Source organism: uncultured Roseibium sp. (assembly GCF_947496995.1).
In the GTDB taxonomy this organism is placed as follows: domain Bacteria; phylum Pseudomonadota; class Alphaproteobacteria; order Rhizobiales; family Stappiaceae; genus Roseibium.
Genome location: NZ_CANMFD010000001.1, coordinates 1813165 through 1836226 on the forward strand (window position 1 = coordinate 1813165; position 23062 = coordinate 1836226).

The 23062-nt window shown below is 59.6% G+C and carries 20 protein-coding genes; 7 read left to right on the forward strand and 13 right to left on the reverse strand.

Translation table 11 applies throughout. From position 1 onward, the window contains the following. Positions 1-2 precede the first annotated feature (2 nt). From pbpC to Q1B40_RS08075, 3 genes are all read left to right on the forward strand, one after another. Positions 3-2168, forward strand: a complete 2166-nt coding sequence (pbpC, locus tag Q1B40_RS08065) for a penicillin-binding protein 1C (protein WP_299812227.1) — start codon at positions 3-5, stop codon at positions 2166-2168. Positions 2169-2864: 696 nt separating this feature from the next. Next, positions 2865-4001 carry a porin gene (locus Q1B40_RS08070; RefSeq protein ID WP_299812229.1) on the forward strand — a complete coding sequence of 379 codons (1137 nt, stop codon included), beginning with the start codon at positions 2865-2867 and terminating at the stop codon, positions 3999-4001. A 443-nt stretch (positions 4002-4444) separates the two neighbouring features. Beyond that, complete coding sequence (locus Q1B40_RS08075; RefSeq protein WP_299812231.1) at positions 4445-5608, forward strand: porin; 1164 nt, start codon at positions 4445-4447, stop codon at positions 5606-5608. Between the two features lie 236 nt (positions 5609-5844). Here the strand turns inward: Q1B40_RS08075 and Q1B40_RS08080 are convergent, their stop codons facing one another. Further along, complete coding sequence (locus Q1B40_RS08080) at positions 5845-6636, reverse strand: alpha/beta hydrolase (RefSeq protein ID WP_299812233.1); 792 nt, start codon at positions 6634-6636, stop codon at positions 5845-5847. Positions 6637-7084: 448 nt separating this feature from the next. On the opposite strand from Q1B40_RS08080, the gene dapA reads away from it, so the two are divergent. Together dapA and smpB are read left to right on the forward strand one after the other, a co-directional pair. Continuing rightward, positions 7085-7963: a 4-hydroxy-tetrahydrodipicolinate synthase gene (dapA, locus tag Q1B40_RS08085; RefSeq protein ID WP_299812235.1), complete on the forward strand. Its 879-nt coding sequence runs from the start codon at positions 7085-7087 to the stop codon at positions 7961-7963. A gap of 25 nt (positions 7964-7988) precedes the next feature. After that, entirely contained in the window at positions 7989-8468 is a 480-nt protein-coding gene (gene smpB / locus Q1B40_RS08090) for an SsrA-binding protein SmpB (RefSeq protein ID WP_299812237.1), read from the forward strand. Positions 8469-8639: 171 nt separating this feature from the next. Here the strand turns inward: smpB and Q1B40_RS08095 are convergent, their stop codons facing one another. The 11 genes from Q1B40_RS08095 to rpoZ all read right to left on the reverse strand — a co-directional run bounded on the left by Q1B40_RS08095 (position 8640) and on the right by rpoZ (position 20524). Then, positions 8640-9098 carry a thioesterase family protein gene (locus tag Q1B40_RS08095; RefSeq protein WP_299812239.1) on the reverse strand — a complete coding sequence of 153 codons (459 nt, stop codon included), beginning with the start codon at positions 9096-9098 and terminating at the stop codon, positions 8640-8642. After that, entirely contained in the window at positions 9095-10258 is a 1164-nt protein-coding gene (locus Q1B40_RS08100; RefSeq protein ID WP_299812241.1) for an iron-containing alcohol dehydrogenase, read from the reverse strand. Before Q1B40_RS08100 ends, Q1B40_RS08095 begins: the two co-directional genes overlap by 4 nt. Before the next feature lie 179 nt (positions 10259-10437). After that, positions 10438-12690 carry a DNA topoisomerase IV subunit A gene (gene parC, locus Q1B40_RS08105; RefSeq protein ID WP_299812243.1) on the reverse strand — a complete coding sequence of 751 codons (2253 nt, stop codon included), beginning with the start codon at positions 12688-12690 and terminating at the stop codon, positions 10438-10440. 120 nt (positions 12691-12810) lie between these two features. Next, entirely contained in the window at positions 12811-13566 is a 756-nt protein-coding gene (recO, locus tag Q1B40_RS08110) for a DNA repair protein RecO (RefSeq protein WP_299812245.1), read from the reverse strand. 135 nt (positions 13567-13701) lie between these two features. Further along, positions 13702-14601 carry a GTPase Era gene (gene era / locus Q1B40_RS08115; protein ID WP_299812584.1) on the reverse strand — a complete coding sequence of 300 codons (900 nt, stop codon included), beginning with the start codon at positions 14599-14601 and terminating at the stop codon, positions 13702-13704. 121 nt (positions 14602-14722) lie between these two features. Then, positions 14723-15436, reverse strand: coding sequence for a ribonuclease III (gene rnc / locus Q1B40_RS08120; protein WP_299812247.1), 714 nt, complete (start codon positions 15434-15436; stop codon positions 14723-14725). Positions 15437-15482: 46 nt separating this feature from the next. Then, a complete protein-coding gene (gene lepB, locus Q1B40_RS08125; RefSeq protein ID WP_299812250.1) occupies positions 15483-16235 on the reverse strand; it encodes a signal peptidase I in 753 nt (250 codons plus the stop codon). 271 nt (positions 16236-16506) lie between these two features. Continuing rightward, positions 16507-17109, reverse strand: coding sequence for a DUF2062 domain-containing protein (locus Q1B40_RS08130; RefSeq protein WP_299812252.1), 603 nt, complete (start codon positions 17107-17109; stop codon positions 16507-16509). A 39-nt stretch (positions 17110-17148) separates the two neighbouring features. Continuing rightward, positions 17149-17730 carry an orotate phosphoribosyltransferase gene (gene pyrE, locus Q1B40_RS08135; protein ID WP_299812253.1) on the reverse strand — a complete coding sequence of 194 codons (582 nt, stop codon included), beginning with the start codon at positions 17728-17730 and terminating at the stop codon, positions 17149-17151. A 28-nt stretch (positions 17731-17758) separates the two neighbouring features. Continuing rightward, positions 17759-20011 carry a bifunctional (p)ppGpp synthetase/guanosine-3',5'-bis(diphosphate) 3'-pyrophosphohydrolase gene (locus Q1B40_RS08140; RefSeq protein ID WP_299812255.1) on the reverse strand — a complete coding sequence of 751 codons (2253 nt, stop codon included), beginning with the start codon at positions 20009-20011 and terminating at the stop codon, positions 17759-17761. A 111-nt stretch (positions 20012-20122) separates the two neighbouring features. Beyond that, positions 20123-20524, reverse strand: a complete 402-nt coding sequence (gene rpoZ / locus Q1B40_RS08145) for a DNA-directed RNA polymerase subunit omega (protein WP_103224606.1) — start codon at positions 20522-20524, stop codon at positions 20123-20125. A 402-nt stretch (positions 20525-20926) separates the two neighbouring features. Here rpoZ and Q1B40_RS08150 point away from each other — a divergent pair, with 402 nt between their 5' ends. Both Q1B40_RS08150 and Q1B40_RS08155 read left to right on the forward strand, forming a co-directional pair. Beyond that, entirely contained in the window at positions 20927-21520 is a 594-nt protein-coding gene (locus Q1B40_RS08150; protein ID WP_068415210.1) for an NYN domain-containing protein, read from the forward strand. 9 nt (positions 21521-21529) lie between these two features. Further along, positions 21530-22189 (forward strand): uracil-DNA glycosylase, encoded by a 660-nt coding sequence (locus Q1B40_RS08155; RefSeq protein ID WP_299812268.1) that lies wholly within the window; start codon positions 21530-21532, stop codon positions 22187-22189. Positions 22190-22220: 31 nt separating this feature from the next. Here the strand turns inward: Q1B40_RS08155 and Q1B40_RS08160 are convergent, their stop codons facing one another. Beyond that, positions 22221-22988: an arginyltransferase gene (locus tag Q1B40_RS08160; RefSeq protein WP_299812270.1), complete on the reverse strand. Its 768-nt coding sequence runs from the start codon at positions 22986-22988 to the stop codon at positions 22221-22223. Positions 22989-23062 lie beyond the last annotated feature (74 nt).

Genomic DNA, 23062 nt, shown 5'->3' on the forward strand with positions numbered 1-23062 from the left:
CAATGAAAAAAGGGCTGCTACAAGGCTGGCGCTTAACCCGGCGGTGGGCAATCGCCGCCGGATTGGGGGTGCTCGTGCTTGCCGTCGGCGGTGGGCTCAAGGTCCGCGACGACTTCAACGCGCTGCCGCCCCTGCCGCAAATCGGCGACTTGTCTCTTTCGGTCACGGTACTCGACCGGGACGACAGGCTGCTGAGAGCGTTTACCAGCAGCGATGACAAGTGGCGGCTGCCGGTTGATCTGGAAGAGATCGATCCGCTCTATTTCCAGATGCTGCTTGCCTTCGAGGACAGGCGGTTTTTCGACCATGGCGGGATCGACGTCCGCGCTCTGGTCCGCTCAGCCCTCCAGAGCGCGCGCGCCGGACGCATCGTCTCGGGCGGCTCAACGTTGACCATGCAGGTGGCGAGGCTTCTGGACGAGGTGCCGACAAGGACCTTCAGCCGGAAATACGAGCAGCTTCTGAAAGCCGTTCAGCTCGAGCGGAGCCTGTCCAAGCAGGACATCCTGCGGCTCTACGCGCTTCGGGCGCCTTTCGGAGGCAATCTTGAAGGTATCCGCGCCGCCAGTCTGACATGGTTCGGCAAGGAGCCCAGACGCTTGACCCCGGCGGAGGCGGCTTTGCTTGTCGCCCTGCCGCAGAGCCCGGAAGCGCGGCGGCCCGACCGGTTTCGCGAAAATGCGCGCACTGCGCGCAACCGGGTGCTGGCGCGTGCCGCCACCGCCGGTGTCCTGACGCCGGAAGAGGCCGGCTCGGCCGCCGCCGAACCTGTGCGGGCGGCACGCGATCCCATGCCCTTCCTGGCAGCCCATGAAAGCCGGCATGCCCGCCTGACCGACCCGCTGAAACCGGTGCACAGGCTGACGATCGACCGGGACCTGCAGGCAGCGCTGGAGAAACTGTCCCGCCAGAAGATCGGTTCCCATCCGAAACCGGTCTCGATGGCTGTCATGGTCGCCGATCACCGGACCGGAGACATTCTGGCAAGCATCGGCGCTCCTGATCTTCTGGACGGCACCAGACAGGGACATGTCGACATGACCCGCGCGGTCCGCTCCCCGGGATCGACTCTCAAGCCCTTCATTTACGGACTGGCTTTCGAGGAAGGCATAGGTCTTCCGGAAAGCTTTATCCATGACAGGCCGACGGACATCGGCGGCTACAAGCCGACCAACTTCGATCAGGCCTATCAAGGCACCGTCACCCTTCGCGAGGCGTTGCAGCTGTCTTTGAACACGCCTGCGGTGCAATTGCTGGAGGCCGTCGGTCCTGCAAGACTGATGGCCAGGCTCAAGCGGGCAGGGGTCCGGCCCACTCTGGAGAAGGGGGCAGCGCCGGGCCTTGCGATCGGTCTGGGCGGCCTCGGTTTGACCCTGAAGGACCTGACACAGCTCTATGCGTCGCTGGCGCGGCAAGGCGAACCGGTTTCCCTGTCCGTCTGCCGCACTGACTGCGAACGCGATTCCACGCATGCCACGGGAGCCGACAAGGGGGCAGGTGCCGTTTCGGGCCAGACGGCCGATGTTCTGTCTCGCAAGTCCGCATGGCTGGTGAGCGATATTCTCGCGGGTCTTCCCCAGGCCCAAGGGGCCGAGACCTCCCACATCGCCTACAAAACCGGAACGGCCTACGGCTACCGGGATGCATGGGCCGTCGGCTACGACGGACGCTATGTGGTCGCGGTCTGGCTCGGCCGGGCGGACGGAACCCCGGTTCCCGGCGAAACCGGGGCAAGTGCGGCGGTTCCCGTGCTGTTTGAAATTTTCCAGAAACTGGGACCCGGCCGCAGGCCGCTGCCCGAGGCTCCGCCGGACGTCCTCCAGATGACGGAGCGCGAGGTACCGGAGCCGCTCAGATATGCCAGGCTGCCGGGACGCCACGAGGCCGCACGCGTCAGTGATGCCTTGAGAATATCCTACCCGCCCGATGGGGCCGAACTGGATCTGGGATTCGGCGCGCACGGCAACGGGGACGGGCGGTCTCAGCCGCTTGTCGTCAAGCTCAAGGGCGGTTCGACGCCGTTTTCGGTTCTGGTCAACGGAACGCCGCTCGCCGAGAAGGCACACAGACATCAACTGGTCTGGCAGCCGGACGCACCGGGCTACCTGAATGTCACGATCCTCGATGCCAACGGGGAAAGCGCTGGGATTACTGTTTTCCTGCGCTGAATTAGGGTGCTTGTGACCTGTTTCTGAAAGGGGACCCCTGGCGGTTTTCCTGAAACAGGCACGAATCTCCAAACTTTCACATTGCAGCGTAAGGAGGCCGATTGGTTCGGGCCTCAGGCGGATGCGTGTCTTTTTCCCGGAAAGTGGGGCGTTTCCGTCTGCAATCGATTGTGCGCTAGGGGAAGGTGCATTTTCTAGGCGAAATAACGACCAAAAAGAGGCAAAATTTTTATTCTTCGCCACAATAACAAGAAAATAAATCTATTTACTTTGATATTTACGCTGATGACATCACAAAATTTTGCACTGCGTCATAAGAACGTTTCAATATTTTTCGGAATTTTATATAAATCTATAAGTATGGGCTTCGAGGCAAGTATATCGATCTTTAACAATTAATTAAATATGCGGATTCACTTTCAACAAAATGACGCCGGGTAAGGAATTAAGTGTTGCATTACAGCATGTTGCAAAAAGCACACATGTCCTGCTGTCCTTGCCCTGATTGGCTATTTTGAGCTTGCTGACGAGCTTCAGGTTTGGTTCTTGAGATCTGCGACGGCGAGTAATCGTCAGTAAAAACGGTTCGTTTGAATTTACCGGATCGTTTTTTTAGGAAATCGCGGGGACGGGATCTGCCAAGCTTTTCGAGGTGCGGCTCAGGTCCCAATAGAAATTGACTTTGGAGGTCAGATAATGAAACTCAAGAGCTTGATGCTCGGCGCTGCAGCAGTTGCTACAGCTACCACCGCCCAGGCAGCCGACCTTCCGGTTGCTCCGGAGCCGGTTGATTACGTTCGCGTCTGTGACGCTTACGGCGCACGCTTCTACTACATCCCGGGCACCGAGACCTGCCTCCGCGTTGGCGGCCGTGTTCGTACCCAGGTTGTGATCAACAACGTTCTCGAAGACGGTGCCTGGGGTCAGCGCGACTCCGACGGCTACTCCTGGCTGGCTCGTGGTTACCTCTTCCTCGACGCCCGCACGGCTACCGAATTCGGCACGCTGCGCGCATACGTTTCCATGTACGGCAACTCCCAGAATGGTGACAACTCCGGTTTCGCCATGGACAACGCCTACATCCAGTGGGGCGGCCTGACGGCTGGTCGTCTGGGTTCCAACTTCGACATCTTCACCGGTCAGGTCCTGGTTGGTGTTGTCGGTCGCGATTGGTCGGATAAGACTCTGAACCAGGTTGCCTACACCGCTGCTTTCGGCAACGGCTTCTCTGCAACCATCGCTCTTGAAGACCGTTCCAGCCGCGAAAGCGGTGACTATGGTGGAACGCGTGCTCCGGACGTCGTTGCTGCTCTCGGCATTTCCCAGGGTTGGGGTTCTGCTCAGGTTTCCGGTGCTCTGCATCAGGTTTACCCGAACGCAGCTGCTAACGGCGGCAACAACGGCGGCGAAGACGAAATGGGCTTTGCAGTCGGCGGTGGCGTTGTCTTCAACCTGCCGATGGTCACCTCTGGTTCGAACATCTTCTTCCAGGGTTTCTATGCTGACGGCGCTCTGTCCTACATGGGCAACCAGGCTGGCGTAGCCGACAGCAACGGCTCGGGCGACCTGTCCACCGGTTGGTCCCTGTCCGCTGGTGCCTTCATCCAGGCAACTTCGACCATCGGTCTGGCTCTCGACGGTTCCTACTCTGACATCGACGCAGCCGCTGGCCTGAACGATGTGACCCGTTGGGCAATCGACGGTTCCGTACAGTGGGAGCCGGTCTCCGGTTTCGTAATGGGTGCTGACGTTGGTTACGCCAACACCGACACCGACACTGTAGGCGACAGCGACGAGCTTCTCTTCGGTGTTCGTATGCAGCGCACGTTCTAATCATCCGATTAGGATCTGACTGAAGACTCTGAACTCCAGTCAGTCATGCGGCCCGGCAGGCTCCAATCTGCCGGGCCGTCCCCGTTTTGATTCTGTACAAAACGCGGAAGCGGCGTATTTGAGTCGCCGGGACGTCTTGTGAAATGAGCCCGACGAGGCTCTTTCAGGCGCTGTTTCCTAACAGAGTCTAAATTTCCCCTCCGTTTTTGTGACATTCGCGCAACACCGGTTTTTGAAAACAGCCCCCTGGGTAGGGGTAGGGCGTTTTCGATGTTGAACAGGGAATGCGGATGCGTATGGTCATTTTGCGAGCGGCTTCGAGCCGCACTGGTTTGCATGCCTCGGACATCCAACCTCCGGTCGGTGGCAAACACAGACTTAATTCGCGGGGACAATGGTACTTATTCTTAGTGCCAATTGAAATGACTGATTGGAGGTCAGATATGAAACTCAAGAGCTTGATGCTCGGCGCTGCAGCAGTTGCTACAGCTACCACCGCCCAGGCAGCCGATCTTCCGGTTGCTCCGGAGCCGGTCGATTACGTTCGCGTCTGTGACGCTTACGGCGCACGCTTCTACTACATCCCGGGCACCGAAACCTGCCTCCGCGTTGGCGGCCGTGTTCGTACCCAGATCGTAGCCAACAACGTTCTCGAAGATGGCGCTTGGAGCGATCGTGACTCCGACGGCTACTCTTGGCTGGCTCGTGGTTACCTGTACCTTGACGCTCGCACGGCTACCGAATTCGGCACGCTGCGCGCATACGTCTCCATGTACGGCAACTCCCAGAATGGTGACAACTCCGGTTTCGCCATGGACAACGCCTACATCCAGTGGGGCGGCCTGACAGCTGGTCGTCTGACTTCTAACTTCGACATCTTCACTGGCCAGGCCTTCATCGGTGTTGTCAGCCGTGACTGGTCGGACGTAACCGTGAACCAGGTTGCTTACACTGCAGCTTTCGGCAACGGTTTCTCCGCAACCATCGCTCTTGAAGACCGTTCCAGCCGTGAAGTTACCGGCTCCGCAGCAGGCGGCGGCGTAGTGAACTACGGCGGCACACGTGCTCCGGACGTCGTTGCTGCTCTCGGCATCTCCCAGGGTTGGGGTTCCGCACAGCTGTCCGGTGCTCTGCACCAGGTTTACCCGGATGCAGCTGCTAACGGCGGCAACAACGGCGGCGAAGACGAAATGGGCTTTGCAGTCGGCGGTGGCGTAGTCGTTAACCTGCCGATGGTTACCCCGGGTTCGAACATCTTCTTCCAGGGTTTCTACGGCGACGGCGCAATGGCCTACATCTCCACCTTCGGTGGTGTTGCAGACAGCAACGGTTCGGGTGACACCTCCACAGGTTACTCCCTGTCCGCTGGTGCCTTCATCCAGGCAACTTCGACCATCGGTCTCGCACTCGACGGTTCTTACCTCGACGTTGACGCAGCCGCTGGCCTGAACGATGTGACCCGTTGGGCAATCGACGGTTCCGTACAGTGGGAGCCGGTCTCCGGTTTCGTAATGGGTGCTGACGTTGGTTACGCCAACACCGACTACGACGTCACTGGCGACACCGACGAACTCCTCTTCGGTGTTCGTATGCAGCGCACGTTCTAATCAATCCTCATCTTGAGGTTTGAGGGAAAACCCGGCGGAAACGCCGGGTTTTCTTTTGTCTTTTTTTGGGAAGAATTTCGCAGACATGTTTCCTGTTCGTCCAAGTGCCTGAAACAGGCTGCGTCAGATTGAAATCAGGAACTCGCCCCGACGGATGTGCAATGCAAACACCGCCTCGGGCGTTGTGCTGAAACCATGAAGCCGGTGGAACGTCCGATTTTCAAGGATCTGCCGGATTAAAGTTCTTCCAGGAACCGAGCGATTTCTTCCTGGGTTTCCCTTTCCCACAGTACGGGAGCATGTCCCTGGTCGCGGATTGTTTTCAATCGCGCGTTCGGGTGGGTGTCCAGCATACGCCGGCACGTCTCCTCGCTCAGGAGATCGGAATGTTCTCCATGAAGAATGAGGACAGGGCGGTCCGTCAGCTTTTCGTATAAATCCCAGAGATCCGCGATCGGAGTAGCGTCGTCCAGGCTCGCCAACTGATGTGCGAGAGCCGGGTCGTAATCCATGACCATCCGTCCGCCATTTTCGGACGCCACTTGTCCTGCAAATTTTCGCCAGTCGGAAAGATGAAATGCGGGAAACTGATTTCCCAGTGTTTGCTGCAAGGAAACTGCCGCATCTTCAAGCGAGGCATGGGTCATCCTGTGCCCGAGCGTCGCCGCGATCCGGTGGATGGCGCGCATCTCCAGATGCGGACCGACATCGTTGAAAATCACCGCCGCCATGCGCTCGGCCGGATACCGTCCGCTCATGGCAAGTGCGTGCAAGCCACCCCTTGACGTACCGAGAAGGGCGAAACGCTCAAGCCCAAGCTGCTCGATTGCTGCATCGATGTCCTTGCCTTCGATGGTCAGATCGTAGTTCCGCCAGTCGGGATCCCATTCGCTCATGCCCCTGCCGCGGTAGTCGAGCGCGATCACATGGTGACCCAGGGACTGAAGATATTCAGATAGATCATTGAAATCGCGTGTGTTTCTCGAAAGTCCTGGGAGGCAGAGAACCGGAATTTCTGCCGCGGTCACCTCCGGATTGTTCCGTGCTGGAAGCCACTCACACCCGGCTAGCGTGAGACCGTCGGGGCTCTTCCAGGTGAATCGTGAACGAGGCGATTGGGAACCGGAAGCCGATCCCGCTGTTTGCAAGACAGTATGCATGAGCGCCTCCCGCGCGATAATTGGTAAGCCGGCTTCCACAAGGATAAAGGCGTTTCCGACCGGCTGCCAATAGGAAGACTCCTTATACCGACATCATCGAACAGCTTCTTGTTTGTTGACGTTGGTAGGGTCTTTCAAGGTTACGGGCCCGTGTCGCCCAAAAGCCCCAGCAGGACGCAGAAATGTCGCGAAGCCGGGCCGGAATGACGAGCGGAGCATTGCCCCTTGACCGGCAGATGAGTATGGTGCGCCTCCATCGAAACCCGGCAACGTCCAGACCACAGCCACAAGAAACTTCATCCAAGAGGAAACCGAGATGTTCAAAGGCTCCATTCCAGCGCTGATTACCCCGTTCAAGGACGGAGCGCTTGATGAGAAACGGTTTCAGGACTTTGTGGAATGGCAGATCGCCGAAGGCTCTTCCGGACTTGTGCCGGTCGGCACGACAGGCGAAAGCCCGACGCTCACCCATGACGAACACAAGCGGGTTATCGAACTTTGCGTGGAAGCGGCCGCGGGCCGTGTTCCGGTCATCGCGGGTGCGGGATCGAACAACACCGTGGAAGCGATTGATTTCGCCCAGCATGCGGAAAAAGCCGGTGCCGACGGTCTTCTGGTCGTTACTCCTTATTACAACAAGCCGAACCAGGCCGGTTTGAAGGCGCATTTCAGCGCCATCGACAAGGCTGTTGGTCTGCCGATCCTCATCTACAACATCCCGGGCCGGTCCATCGTCGACATGACGCCGGAAACCATGGCGGAGCTCTACGAGACCTGTGAGAACATCAAGGGTGTGAAAGATGCGACCGCCGATCTTGCAAAAGCAAGCCGGCAGCGCCATCTGTGCGGTCCGGACTTCATTCAGCTTTCCGGCGAGGACATTTCCGCCCTGGCGTTCAATGCCCATGGCGGCGTGGGCTGCATCTCGGTGACCGCGAATGTCGCCCCGCGCCTGTGCGCGGAATTCCAGGCTGCAACGCTCGCCGGAGACTTCAGGACGGCGCTTGACTACCAGGACCGTCTGGCGCCCTTGCACCGTGCGCTGTTCCTTGAACCGAGCCCGGGTGGCGCGAAATATGCGCTCTCGTTGCTGGGCAAGATTGAGGAAGAGCTGCGCCTGCCGTTGCTGCCGATTTCCGAAGCGGCGCAGACAGAAGTCCGCAGTGCGATGGCTCATGCCGGTCTGATCAATTGAGCAGGGAAAGCTCGGAAGGATAAAAATGGCTCCGAAAAAAGGGGGCGTTCCGGGACGGACGATCATTTCCGACAACCGGAAAGCCCGGTTCAATTTCGAAATCGAGGATACGCTGGAAGCCGGGATCGAGCTGCAGGGAACGGAAGTGAAATCCCTGCGCAACGGCAAGGCGAATATCGCCGAATCCTATGCGGCCGAGCGTGGCGGCGAAATCTGGATCTACAACGTCTATATTCCTGAGTACCTGCAGGCGAACCGGTTCAACCATGAGCCTCGCCGGCCGCGAAAGCTGCTTTTGCACAAGCGCGAGATCGGCAAGCTGGCGGGGGCCGTCCAGAAGGAAGGCAAGACGATTGTCCCGCTCAAGCTTTATTTCAACGACCAGGGACGTGCGAAGCTGGAACTGGCCGTCGCGCGCGGCAAGAAGCTGCACGACAAGCGCGCAACGGAAAAGAAGCGCGACTGGGACCGCGAGAAATCGCGTATCATGAAGAACGCCGGTTGAACTTGTCTTGCCGCTAAAGCATGGCCTGTGCGTAGCCTGTTGAGAAGCTGCGCATAAGCTGTTTGTATCCTGTGTAGTAACTGCGAATGATGTTCTGTCTTGTGCAGAGCATTTGCTGTGCGAAACCTGTGCATGGACACGGCAAGGTTCTTAGCCGCGAAATAACGTCATTCATAGCGTCAAGCGGCTTAGAACAGCTCGTTTTTGTTCCGGAATCGGCACCGGCCTGCGCGAAGCGCGGTCGACATGGACATGCACGAACCGGCCATGGGCCGCAGTTGTCGAAGCTCCACCGGAAAACAATCCGATTTGAAAAACCACAGAGCTTGAGCCGATTTTTTCTATTCTCAGCCCGGCGATGACGTCATCGGGGAAATTCAGCTCGCTGAAATAGTGGCATCCGGACTCGACCACGAGAAAGATCTGAGAACTGTTTGCCGGATCAAGGATGTCGTGTTCTACATACCAGCGGTTCACAGCCGTGTCGAAATAGCTGAAATACTGCACGTTGTTAACATGGCCGTAGATATCCACATCCATCCACCGTGTGGGGATTGTGAGGAAGTCTCTGAAATCTTCGCGTGAAAGCGGTTCGGGGCGAGGAGCCGGTGGATAATCTGTGGACGTCATAAGGCAGCCTGGTAAATGGCCAATGCATTGGCTTCCGTCAGCTCTCTCGGATTGTTCACCAGAAGTCTGGTCTGTTTCATGGCGTCCGCAGCCAGTTTCGGCACGTCGGCCTCGCCGACGCCGACATCCCGCAACCGGGTCTGCAGACCCAGTTTTGCAGACAGCGCCGCCAGACGGCCGGCAAATTGTCCGGCGCGTTCGGGTACGTCCTCGATGCCGGCAAGGTCGGGAAACAGGGCCGGGGCGATCTCCGCATAGGTCTGCGCGGCAACAGCATTGTTGAATTCCAGCACATGCGGCAGGACCAGCGCATTGGACAGCCCGTGCGGAACGTGAAAGGTGCCGCCGAGCGGATAGGCGAGGGCGTGTACTGCGGCAACGGGTGAATTTGCAAAGGCCATTCCCGCCAGCATCGAGCCGAGCAGCATCGCGCCCCGTGCATCCTCGTCGCCGGGTGACTGCACCGCCTGCTCGATGTTCGCCCCCAGGAGCCTGAGGGCTTCGACGGCCAGTGTTCTGGACAAGGGGTTGTTGTTGGCAGATTTCGACGCATAAGCCTCGATGGCATGAACCATCGCGTCAATACCGGTCGCCGCTGTGACCGGAGCCGGAAGGCCGAGCGTCAAGAGAGGATCCAGAACGGCCAGGTCCGGAAGCAGGAGCGGGGAGACGACGCCGCGCTTTTCCTCTTCTCCGACGGTGATGATCGAAATCGGCGTCACCTCGGACCCGGTCCCCGCCGTCGTGGGAACGAGAACGAGCGGCAACCGTGGCCCCTTCGCGTTGCCGATGCCCCAGGCATCATCCAGGTCTTCGTCGCTTCTGGCGATCAGGGCCACGAGTTTAGCAACGTCCAGCGACGACCCGCCGCCGAACCCGACAACGGATGTCGCTCCATGAGCCCTGGCTGCATCGATGGCCTTGTCCACCAGGGCTCTCGGCGGGTCCGCGGTGACATCGGTAAATCGCGCCACCACGCATCCGGCCTGCCGCAAGGAGGCCTCGCATGGGTCCTGCAAACCCAGGGCGACAATGCCCGGGTCTGTCACCAGAAACGGACGCTCACCGAGAAATGGCGCTGCATGACGGCTGAGCTGGGCCGAAGAGCCGTTTTCAAAGACGATACGTTGGCTGGTATTGAACGTAAACGCGCTTATCATCGGTCCCTCCAGGCCATCTTTTTCACTGTAGAGTGCCCGCTGGCAACCTGTGCGTCGAGTGGAAAAAGCGCACGGATTTGAAGAGGAAGCCGTTCACCTGAAGAAAGCGTGGCCTGTGGCCGGTCTGATTTACCTGAACACAGGCCCTCAAGGCAGCGCCGGTGCGCTGCCCTCATTGTCTACAGGCGTCCCGGCCCAAACTTGTTGGATCGCGGGAAGCCTGTTGGCGGCAGGCGGCCCGCCTGGCCGCGCTCGCCGCGCCATTCCGCGAGCTCCTCCAGTGACCGGGTGAAGCTGCGGCCGGAACTGTCACTCCAGGTGAGACCTTCTTCGCCCTTGAAGACGCGGATATCGGCGAGGTTGCCGTCCCGGTAGCGTTGCAGGCGCACACCACGTCCGCGTCCCATCTGCGGGATCTGGGCCAGCGGGAACAGAAGAAGCTTCCGGTTCTCGCCGATGATCGCCACCTGGTCGCCGGCGGCCTCCACGCAGAGCGTTGCCTCGGCGGGCATTGTGAGGTTGAGAACCTGTTTCCCCTTGCGGGTGTTGGCGATCACGTCGTTCTCGCCGACGATGAAGCCGCGCGCCTCGTTGCTGGCGAGCAGGAGATTGCGGCCCGGCTTGTGCACGAAGGCACTCACCACATCCTGGGATTCGTCCATCTCCACCATCAGGCGGATCGGCTCGCCATGTCCGCGTCCGCCCGGCAGGCGGTCGGCGCCGAGTGTGAAGAACTTGCCGCCCGTGGAGAAGACCAGGATTTTGTCGGTCGTCTCCGCATGGAAGGACAGTTTCAGCTTGTCGCCCTGCTTGAAGGTCAGGGTGGAAAGGTCTGCCTGATGGCCCTTCAGTGCGCGGATCCAGCCCTTCTCCGAAATGATGACGGTGACCGGTTCCTTTTCGATCATCGCCTGCTGGATATCGACCAGATCCGTTTCCGGTGCTTCCGCCCGGTCGGTCCGCCGTTTGCCGATTTCGGTTTCCGGGCCGTAGACCTTGGAGATCTCGGCGATTTCCTTGGAAATCTTCGTCCACTGACGCGCGTCGGAGCCGAGCAGTGTGGTGAGGCCGTCCTTTTCCGCGGTGAGCTTGTCATGCTCCTTGCGGATTTCCAGTTCCTCAAGCTTGCGCAAGGATCTCAAACGCATGTTGAGGATGGCTTCGGCCTGCACGTCGGTCAGCTCGAAGGTCCGGATAAGTTCGGCCTTGGCATTGTCCTCTTCGCGGATGATGCGGATCACCTCGTCCAGGTTCAGATAGGCGACGAGATAGCCTTCCAGAACCTCAAGCCGGTGATTGATCTGGCCCAGCCGGTGTTCGGAGCGCCGGATCAGCACCTCCTTGCGGTGGTCCAGCCATTCGCGCAGCACCTGCTTCACGCCCATGACCTTGGGCACCTTGCCCATGGACAGCACGTTCATGTTCAGCGAGAACCTGTTTTCAAGGTCCGTCAGCTTGAACAGCGACTCCATGAGGATGTTCGCATCGACATTGCGCGAGCGGGGCACCAGAACGACGCGGATGTCTTCCGCCGATTCGTCCCGGACATCGTCGAGCAGAGGCAGCCTGCGGGCCGTCAGAAGCTCGGCGATCTTTTCGATCAGGCGCGATTTCTGAACCTGATAGGGGATTTCCGTGACGACGATCGCCCACTGGCCGCGGCCGAGATCTTCCACTTCCCAGCGCGCCCTTACGCGGAAGCTGCCGCGCCCCGTCGCATAGGCTTCGCGGATGGACCCCTGATCGGAGACCAGAAGTCCCCCGGTCGGGAAATCCGGTCCCTTGATAAACTCCAGAAGTTCGTCGACTTCGGCTTTCGGGTTGCGGATCAGGTGTTCGCAGGCCTGGCACAGTTCGAAGGCGTTGTGCGGCGGGATCGAGGTCGCCATGCCGACGGCGATACCAGAGGAGCCGTTGCCGAGCAGGTTCGGGAAACCGCCGGGCAGGACAATGGGCTCCTTGTCCTCGCCGTCATAGGTTTCCCGGAAGTCGATGGCGTTCTCGTCAAGCCCGTCCAGAAGGCGCCGGGCCGTGTCGGTCATGCGCGCTTCGGTGTAGCGCATCGCGGCGGCGTTATCGCCGTCGACATTGCCGAAGTTGCCCTGGCCGTCGATCAGCGGATAACGTTGAGCAAAATCCTGGGCAAGCCGGACGAGGGCGTCATAGACGGCCTGATCGCCGTGCGGATGGTATTTACCGATCACGTCGCCGACGACACGGGCGCATTTCTTGAACCCGGAACCGGGGTCCAGTTTCAAAAGACGCATGGCATAGAGAAGGCGCCGGTGCACCGGTTTCAATCCATCGCGCACGTCGGGCAAGGCCCGGTGCATGATGGTCGACAGCGCATAGTTCAGGTAGCGCTCTTCCAGCGCGTCCTTCAGGTTGATGCCTTCAATGCCGCCGGGCGGTAGTGTGGTCTCTTTTCCCATATCTGCTTGCTAGCCGGTTCAGGCAATCAGCGCAATTCGCTTGCGGGCATTCACAGGCGGGATCGGCGGATTTTCAACGGATTTCGACCGGCTGTGGGTTCTTTTGGCGTTAGTGGCGGCCTAAAAGTTCCACGGGAAGTCCTCGCGGTAGCGTTTTTCCAGAGCGCCGAGAAGCTGCGAGCGTGTGCCGCTGTCTGTGGCCTCTCTCTCCTGAAGATGGCGATTCAGGAAAAAGCTCGTCAGGTCAAAGCCTTGGGTGATGTCTGTCCACATCAGTTCACTGCCGGCCTGACGCTGGCCGTCCAGCAGGAACGACGGCAGCGGCAGAAGCTTGTCATGAAAGGGCAGGCCGGCCTCGCGGCTGACCGCGCGTGCCGATTTCGGGGACACATAGGCAAGGTCGTCCCGGGTTCCTGTCGCTGCGCAGGAGGAAAGATCGAGACCTATCCCGAGTTCGCGCAAGAGCTCCAGTTCGAACCTGATGACAAGAGCGCCCGCCGTCTCCGCCGCGTCCAGATGGTCCAGCACGACGCTGACGGCGTTGAACAGTCCGGGGTAGGGGTGCCGTTCCGGGAGAAGCCTGACGAGAAAAGCCAGATGCTGGACGCCGGTCAAGCCGACAGAACTGGTCATCAGGTCGCCGGCGCGCAGGGTAACCGGATCAACCTGAAACTGGCCGAGATGATCAGAAAGACGGGCCTTCCAGGTGAGCTCCACCTCGTTGCCGGGCTGAAGCACCGGACGGTGGCGTTTCGAACGGCCGCCACGCACCAGGCCGAGATGCCGGCCCCGCTCGAGCGTCAGCACCTCCAGAATGACATCGTTTTCGCCATGCTTGCGGGTGGTCAGGACAATCCCGCGTCCGGTCCATTCCAAATGCTGTTTCCTGCGTAAAGAGCCGATCCGGAGTTTGGCGGATTCTGGCCCGGGACGCCAATTATACCAAAGAGCGTGGATCAGGACCTAGTGGAGACCGGTTTCAGCGGATGGAATAATCAACGCTCTGTGGTCTTACTTCGGAAACTCAAGCCCCATTTCCCGATAGCGTTCCGGGTCGTCGGCCCAGTTTTCCCTGACTTTCACGAACAGAAACAGATGCACGGGCGCCCCGATAATTTCGGAAAGTTCGTGACGGGCCATCTGCGAGATCGCCTTGATGGTCTGGCCGCTCTTTCCCAGGACGATACTCTTCTGACTGTCGCGCTCAACGTAGATCGTCTGTTCGATGCGCGCCGAGCCGTCCTTGCGGGTTTCCCAGCGTTCGGTCTCGACGGTGGAAATATAGGGCAGTTCCTGATGCAGCCGTTCGAACAGCTTTTCCCGGGTGATCTCGGCCGCGAGAATGCGCAGGGGCAGGTCGGAGGGCTGGTCCTCGGGATAAAGCCAGGGGCCTTCAGGCACCTTGGAGGCAAAATAGTCCAGAATGGTCTCGGTTCCGTCGCCGGTCAGAGCCGAAACCATGAAGGTTTCCTCGAACGGCGCGAATTCGTTGGCTTTCTGCGCCAGTTTCAGCAGCTTTTCGCCTTTGGTGATATCCGTCTTGTTCAGGATCAGCACCTTTGGCGCCGACTGGCCTGAAAGCCGTTTCAGGATGTTTTCGACTTCCTCGTCGATGCCCTTGCGGGAATCGATCAGAAGCGCGATCAGGTCGGCGTCCCGTGCACCGCCCCAGGCGGTATCGACCATGGCGCGGTCCAGACGGCGTTTCGGCTTGAAGATACCGGGCGTATCGATGAACACGAGCTGGGCCTTGCCGTGCATGGCAACGCCGCGCACGATGGACCTCGTGGTCTGCACCTTGTGGGTCACGATGGAGACCTTGGTGCCGACAAGCTGATTGATCAGGGTGGATTTACCCGCATTCGGCGCACCGATGAGGGCGATGAAGCCGGCCTTCGTATCAGACGGCATGGCTGAAACGGGATCGGGCAGGGGAAAGTCGAACCGGCCCTTGGGGGGCTGGTAGCCGTTATCCTCTTCCTCCGGTTCGCCGGTAGGGCTCACATCCTGGTCTTCGTCGCTCAAGGTACTTCTATTCCTTCCAAACGCCTTCACGGCGGAGCACGGCCTCGGCCGCGCTCTGTTCTGCGATCCGTTTCGAACCGCCTTTGCCTTCACCGGGTTTCAGGCCCTGCACGATCACCGATACCGTGAAATTCGGTTCATGATCGGGCCCGTCCCGGCCGGTAACTTCATAATGCGGTGTCGGCAGACTTCTGGACTGCGCCCATTCCTGCAAGGTGGTCTTGGCATCCCTGAGCGGTCCCGACCACGATAACATACGCGGTTCCCAAAGGCGCTGGATAAAAGCCTCTGCCGCCTCGTAGCCGCCATCCAGATAGATAGCGGCGATCACCGACTCACAGATATCGGCGAGCAGTGCTGTCTTCTTGCGTCCACCGGTCTGCGCTTCCGCAAGACCGATGCGCATGGCGTCACCGATGCCCAGTTCCTGCGCGATCTCCGCGCAGGTTTCACGCTTGACCATATGGTTGAAGCGCCGGGCCAACTCGCCTTCGTCGGCCTTGGGAAAGTGACGGTGCAGCATGGACGCGATCGCCAGACCGAGCACCCGGTCGCCGAGAAACTCCAGGCGCTGATAGCTTCCCGCGACTGTCTCCGACGGGGTGAGCGCGCTTGCATGCGTCAACGCGACGCGCAACAGTTCCAGATCCCTGAAATCGTAATGCAGCGCAGCCTTGAGTGCCGAGATGGAGTTCTTTTGCTGTTGTGGTTGCTTGATCATGCGACCTGCCTGGTCCTTCAGCGGAGACGGACGCGGAGCCGGGAGCTCAAAGCGTCCGGCCGATCCGCTCCCAGCGCACGTTCCATGGCCAGGTCCAGATCTGCCAGGCCGGTGTTTCGTCCTTGATGGAGAAGAACAGGACTTCCGCGCGTCCCATGAAGTTTTCGATCGGCACATACCCGACGCGGCTCAGGACACGGCTGTCGACGGAATTGTCCCGGTTGTCGCCCATCATGAAATAATGACCTTCCGGCACCTTGTACTCGCGCGTATTATCGAGCTGGCCGCGTGTCGTGAGATCGAGCGTATCGTAGGAGACGCCGTTCGGAAGGGTTTCCCTGAAACGCGGAACCCGGCGCACAACGCCGGACGGAGACTGTTCGATATAGTCGTCGATACGCTCGCGTTTGACCGGCACGCCGTTGATATGAACGATACCGTCGGTCACCTGGATGGTATCGCCGGGCAGGCCGATCACCCGTTTGATGTAGTCGATCGACGTGTTGGTCGGAAGTTTGAAGACGGCCACATCGCCGCGCTCGGGATCCGAAGCGAACACCCGTCCGGAGAAGGGGCCGAGCCCGAAGGGGAACGAGAAGCGCGAATAGCCGTAGCTGTATTTGGACACGAAAAGATAGTCGCCGATGAGCAGCGTATCCTTCATGGAGCCGGAAGGGATGTTGAACGGCTGGAAAAGGAAGGTCCGGACGATCAGGGCAAGCAGCAGAGCCTGGACGATGACCTTCACAGTCTCGTAAAGGCCGCCTTCCTTGTCTTTCTTGTGGTCTGTCACGCTCATTTTATCCCTTAGGCAAGTTGTCCGGAATCCCGGAGGGAGACGCCGCCATTCAGCGGGACTCTTAGCTCTTCAATCGAATGGAAGCAATGCGGGGAAAGCTTCCCGTGAATGGTCATACCCTTAAAAACAGACGCGGCGAGCCCTTCGGGAGAACTTCATGCGAAGGCCGCTGCGCTTTCTCCCCGCGGCGCCATGACGAGGAAGGGAATTCATGGTTGCCGGGCCGAAGAAAGCTGGCCCAGGGCACTTATGAGGATCGTTCGGCTTTTTTTCAAGCGCTGCCGTCTTCTTCCGCAGGCGTATCGGGTGCGGGGAAGAGGCGGCCGTTCTTTCCAGCGAGCGTGCGCCGCCGGCGGCGCTGATAAACTTCGACGCTTTTCAGGACGACCACGTAGGAAATCGAACCGACGATCAGACCGAGAGGAACCGCCCCGATGAACATCGGTTTGAGCATCGGCCAGAGGGCATCGAAAGATCTCTCCCAAAGCCCGTGCTGAAATTGCTGGTGAACCTGGTGAGGATCGGCCCTTGGTGCCCGGCCGTGCAGCACCCACTGGCCGATCTTGTAGGTGATGGCCCAGATGAAGGGGAATGTCAGCGGGTTGCCGACGGAGGTCCCGAGCGCTGCGGCAATAAGATTGCCGCGCAGCAGGTAGGCCAGAGCGAAAGCGGTCAGGAAGTGGAAGCCGATCAGCGGAGTGAAGGAAGCGAACGCGCCGGCGGCAAACCCGATGGCGATGGTGTGCGGTGTTGCCGTAAGCCGCAGTACACGCTTGCTGAAATAACGCGTTGACCGGGACCAGCTGTTGCGGGGCCACACGGCGACGCGCAGGCGCTCGACGCGGGATGGCCTATTTCTTCGGCGAAACAGCATGGTCTTGAGGTGGTCTCCGTTGTTCCTGCTCGTTCCTGCTCAGGTCAACCCGCGGCTGCCCGGTTTGACCGCCGGCAGGGCTGCCAGTTCCGGCGGGAGATTGTCCGGCTCATAGGCCGGCACCTTGTATTGCGCCAAAGCAATGACCGGTACGGACGCATCGGCTTCACCGCCCGACCGGTCGATGAGGCACGCCAGTGCGAGGACTTCAGCACCAAGAGATTTCAACGAGGTTACCGTTTCCCGGCTGGAGAGCCCGGTTGTCACGATATCCTCAACAACGATGACCCGTGCTCCCTTGGGAAGTTCGAAACGGCGCAGCCGGAATTCGCCGTCCTCACGCTCCACCCACATTGCCGGAACGCCGAGATGACGGGCGGTCTCATAACCCGGAATGAGACCGCCAAGGGCAGGGGAGACAATGTAGTCGATCTGGCCGAGGTTGGCGGCCCTGATCTTTTCCGCCAGAGCCTTGCAGAGTTTCTCGGTCTTGTCGGGATACATGAACACCCGGGCTTTCTGCAGAAACACGGGGCTGCGCAGGCCCGACGTCAGAATGAAATGCCCTTCCAGGATCGCGCCGGATTCCCGGAACAGGGACAAGACTTCGTCACGTGTCATAAACAGTTTCCCTCAATCTGACGCGCAGCTATCCGTTGACCCGGCTGACGCTTGAAACATTCGGTTTGGAACGCAGTTGATTGATGATCCGGTTCAGATGCTTCAGGTCCCAGACTTCCAGATCGATAATCATCTGATGGAAATCATGCGCCCTCTGCATCATCTTCACATTGTCGATATTTCCACTGTTTTCACCGATCACTTGGGCGATTGTCGCAAGTGAGCCCGGTTCATTGGCCGCCGAGATATCGAGGCGCGCAGGAAACCGCTCCGGATTATCGACGTCTATATCCCATCTGACATCCACCCAGCGCTCCGTCTGATCGTCGAATTCCTTCAGGGAGGGAGACTGTATGGGATAGATGGTCAGTCCTTCCGAAGGGGTCAAGATGCCGACGATACGGTCACCGGGGACAGCACCGCCGTCCGGAGCGTAGGTGACCGGAATATCGCCGGACAGGCCGCGGATCGGCAGGGCCGGGCCGGCACCGTTCTCGTCGGCGGGGCCAGATACCTGCCGCTCGTGATCCAGTTCGCCCGGCGGTATGCGGAACTTCAGGCCATGCCCCTGTTTCAGGTCGAACCAGCCTTCTTCCACGGGCGGGCCGGAAATCGCGACACGTTCGTCCTGGTAATCGGGATGCGCCGATTTCAGGACCGCTTGCGCACTCAGGTCGCCGCGGCCGACGGCGGCCAGCAGATCCGCAACGCTGGCCTGATGATGTTCGTCCAGAACGGCGACAAGAAGGTCTTCCGAATAGGCTTTCTCGGCGCGCGCGAAGGCGCGTGTGAGGATGTGTTCGCCGAGGGCGCCATATTGCTTGCGCACGGATTCGCGCGTCGCCCGGCGGATGGCTGCCCGCGCCTTGCCGGTGACGGCGATTGTCTCCCAGGCAGGCGGCGGTGTTTGCGCGGGCGAGCGGATGATCTCCACCTCGTCGCCGTTGTGGAGTTCGGTCACCAGCGGCATGATCTTGCCGTTGATCTTGCAGCCGACGCAGGTATTGCCGATGCCGGTGTGGACCGCATAGGCGAAATCGATGGGTGTCGCACCGCGCGGCAAGGCGATCAGGCGGCCCTTGGGCGTGAAGCAGAAGACCTGGTCGTGGAAGAGCTCCAGTTTGGTGTTTTCCAGAAACTCTTCGGGCGTGTCTCCCTGGGCGAGCAGTTCCGTCGTCCGCCGCAGCCATTCGAAGGCGCGGAAGTCTTCCGATTCCGAGTAGTGGGCAATATTGCGGCCGCCCAACTCGCCGTCCTTGTAGAGGGCGTGGGCGGCAATTCCGTATTCGGCGACCCTGTCCATGGAAATGGTGCGGATCTGAAGTTCAACGCGCTGGCGGGAAGGACCCACAATGGTGGTGTGGATCGACTTGTAGTCGTTCTGTTTCGGCGTCGAGATATAGTCCTTGAACCGCCCGGGAACGGTCGGCCAGGTCGTATGGATGACCCCCAGAACCCTGTAGCAGGCCTCAACCGTGCCGACGGTCACCCGGAAGCCGTAGATATCGGAGAGCTGCTCGAAGCCGATCGCCTTGCGCTGCATCTTGCGGAAGATCGAGTAGGGGCGTTTCTCCCGTCCCTTGACGAGTGCCGCCATGCCGCGTTCGCTGAGCCGTTCCGTGAGAGTGGATTCGATCTCAAGGATCAGGTCCTTGTTGCGTTCGCGCAGATCTTCCAGTCTTTCGGTGATGGTCTCATAGGCTTCCGGGTTGAGTGTGCGGAAGGAAATGTCCTCCAGCTCCTCGCGCATGTCATGCATGCCCATGCGCCCGGCCAGCGGCGCATAGATCTCCATGGTCTCTTCGGCGATGCGGCCGCGCTTGTGCTCCGGCATGTGATGGAGCGTGCGCATGTTGTGCAGACGATCCGCCAGTTTCACCAGGAGCACGCGCACGTCGTCGGCGATGGCGAGCAGAAGCTTGCGGAAGTTCTCCGCCTGGTTGGCTTTCTGGGACACCAGATCGAGACGCTTGATCTTGGTCAGACCCTCGACGAGCTTGCCGATCTCCTCGCCGAAGAGGCTGTCGATTTCCGCCCGGGTGGCGTCCGTGTCCTCGATCGTGTCGTGCAGCAGCGCGACGGCAATGGTCGCGTCATCCAGACGCAGTCCGGTCAGGATGGCGGCGACTTCGAGAGGATGGGAGAAATAGGGATCGCCCGATGCGCGCATCTGGCTGCCGTGCTTTTGCATGGCATAGACGTAAGCCTTGTTGAGCAAGGCTTCGTCCGCTTCCGGATTATAGCGCGTAACCCGTTCAACGAGTTCGTATTGACGCATCATGGCAGCAACCGAACCCGGCAACCGGCCGGGAGATCAGCAGAATGAAAAAGAAAGACAGGCCGAAGCGCCGGAAGGGACCGGACGCGCTTCAGGCCTGCCTGTGACGAAAAATCACACGTCGTCGGTTCGCTCCGGCGGAACCAGGCCTTCAAGGCCGCGCAGAAGGTCTTCTTCGGACATACGGTCGAACTCGACCGCGCCGTCATCGACGGCATTGACCTGTGTCACCTGGTGCTGATTTGCGGAAGGAACAACCGGCACGGCATCTGCCTCCGGCTCATCGACTTCCACAAATTTCTGCAACGAGTGGATCAGGTCTTCCTTCATGTCTTCCGGGCTGACGGTCTGCTCGGCGATCTCACGAAGGGCAACGACGGGGTTCTTGTCGTTGTCGCGGTCGATCGTAAGCGGAGAGCCGCTGGAAATCATGCGAGCGCGATGCGCAGCAATCAGTACCAGCTCAAACCGGTTTTCGACCTTGTCGATGCAGTCCTCGACGGTCACGCGCGCCATTCGACGTCTCCATAGGTTTAAGGAACTTGAAGAAACAGCGTATAGTGTTCACGTTTCCAAAAAGCAACCCCCCGCCAGACCTGACGGGTGGTGTGTGCTACATTGGGAGAGGACTGAGGCTTTGTGCCGAATTTTCGCAGCCTTTTTCAAATCGGCTCTCGCTTTTGCGTTGCGGCTGTCCAATATAATGGTGTAGGGCACCTGAACGGACTTGCTGAGAATCAAGGACCGTTCGGGAAAAACAAAAATATAAGCTGTCTGGAGTTGCGAAAATTAGCAGTCCCATTACAGCAAATATGTGTTGTTTAAAGTATTGGACTAGCAATGTCAGGCTGCGGGAAGCCTGGGAAGCCGTCGCAAATTAAAAAACAGCACATATCACTCTGAAAGGTTTCAAATAGGATGTTTGACGCTCGAGAAAAGGTTGCTTTGTTCATTGACGGAGCCAACTTGTATTCGACGGCCAAAGCCATCGGTTTCGACATCGACTACAAGCGATTGTTGAAAGAGTTCCAGGGACACGCCTACCTTCTGCGCGCCTACTATTACACGGCGCTGATAGAAGATCAGGAATATTCCTCCATCCGCCCGCTGATCGATTGGCTGGACTATAACGGCTACAAGGTCATCACGAAGCCGGTGAAGGAATTTGTTGATAGCGCCGGGCGCCGCAAGGTGAAGGGCAACATGGATATCGAGCTTGCCGTCGATGCCATGGAGCTGGTCGAGTCCGTCGACCACATCGTGCTGTTCTCCGGTGACGGCGACTTCCGTTCGCTGGTCGAGGCGTTGCAGCGCAAGGGCCGCAAGGTCAGTGTTGTCTCGACCCTGAAAACCCAGCCGCCCATGATCGCCGACGACCTGCGCCGGCAGGCGGATCACTTCATTGATCTGGCAAGCCTTGCCAACAAGATCGGCCGTGACCCTTCCGAGCGCCCCGTGCGCCCGCAGATGGCGGCGGACGTCGATGACGATGACGAGGACGACGACTACTAAGGTCGGCAAATGATCTTCGCGAATGCAGATATGGGACCGGTCGACCCGCCTTCGGATTGTTCGGCATGCCCTCGGCTTGTCGCCTTTCGCGAGGAGCTGCAGGGGCTTCATCCCGGCTGGCACAACGCACCGGTTCCATCCTTCGGGGCATCAAAGCCGCGTCTTCTCGTCATTGGCCTGGCGCCGGGAATGAGGGGCGCCAATGCCACCGGCCGTCCGTTCACCGGCGACTATGCCGGGGACCTGCTCTACAAGACCATGCTCGACTACGGGTTCGCGGAGGGCACTTATCGTGCCCGGCCCGATGACGGGCTGACGCTGAACGACGCCCTGATCACCAATGCGGTCCGCTGTCTGCCACCGCAGAACAAGCCGACCGGCGAGGAGATCAGGACGTGCCGGCCCTATCTGCTGGCGACACTGGCCGCCAATCCGTCCATCCGCGCGGTTCTGGCGCTCGGACGCATCGCCCATGAGACCTTTCTGACCGCACTAGACCTCAAAAGGGCGCGATATCCCTTCGGCCACGGCGCGCAGCATGAGTTGCCCGGATACGGGATGGACCTCTTCGACAGCTATCACTGCTCACGCTACAACACCAACACCGGGCGCCTGACGGAAGAGATGTTCAGATCCGTCTTTGACAAGATCCGCCTGCATATTCCCTGAAAATTGTACTTCGCCCGTCAATAGGGGAGTGTCATTCCTTGACGGTCGCGTCCGCGTCGACGACCACCCAGCCGTTCGGTCCCAGATGTTCCTGCGGCCGGAAGCGTGCCTTGTAGGCCATCTTGGCCGAGCCTTCGACCCAATAGCCCAGATAGACGTATGGCAGACGCAACCTGCGCGCCCGGTTGATATGATCGAGGATCATGTAGGTGCCGAGCGCGGTTGCCTCATAGGTCGGATCGTAGAAGGAATAGACCATCGACAGCCCGTCGGAGAGCTGATCGCTGAGTGCGACGCCGAGCAGCGGTCCGTCCCCGGTTCCGGTCAGGAAACTGTCAGGCCCGCGGCGACGGTATTCGAGCACCAGCGTCTCCACATGGGTGTCCTCGACCATCATCGCGTAGTCGAGAACGCTCATCTCCGTCATGCCGCCATTTTCGTGTCTGGCCTGCAGATACTCGCGGAAGAGGTCGTATTGCTCGGCCGACGGGCTTGGCGGAAGGCGCGCTCCGACGAGATCCGCTCCGGACTTCCACACACGCCTCAGGGACTTTGTCCACTTGAAATCGTCCACCCGGACGCGCACGGAAATACAGGCCTGGCATTTCTCGCAGGCCGGCCGATAGGCAATGTTCTGGCTGCGGCGGAACCCGCCCTGGGTCAGAACCTCGTTGAGCGCCGGAGCATTGTGGCCGACCAGATGCGTGAAGACCTTGCGCTCCTGGTGACCCTCGAGATAGGGGCAGGGCGCAGGCGCCGTCAGATAGAATTGCGGATGATCCGTTGGGTGCCGTGTCACCGTAATGTCCCGCGAAACCTCAAGGCCTGATCCCGTGCCAAAGAGCGATGAACCATGATCGATGCTCTCCGGCA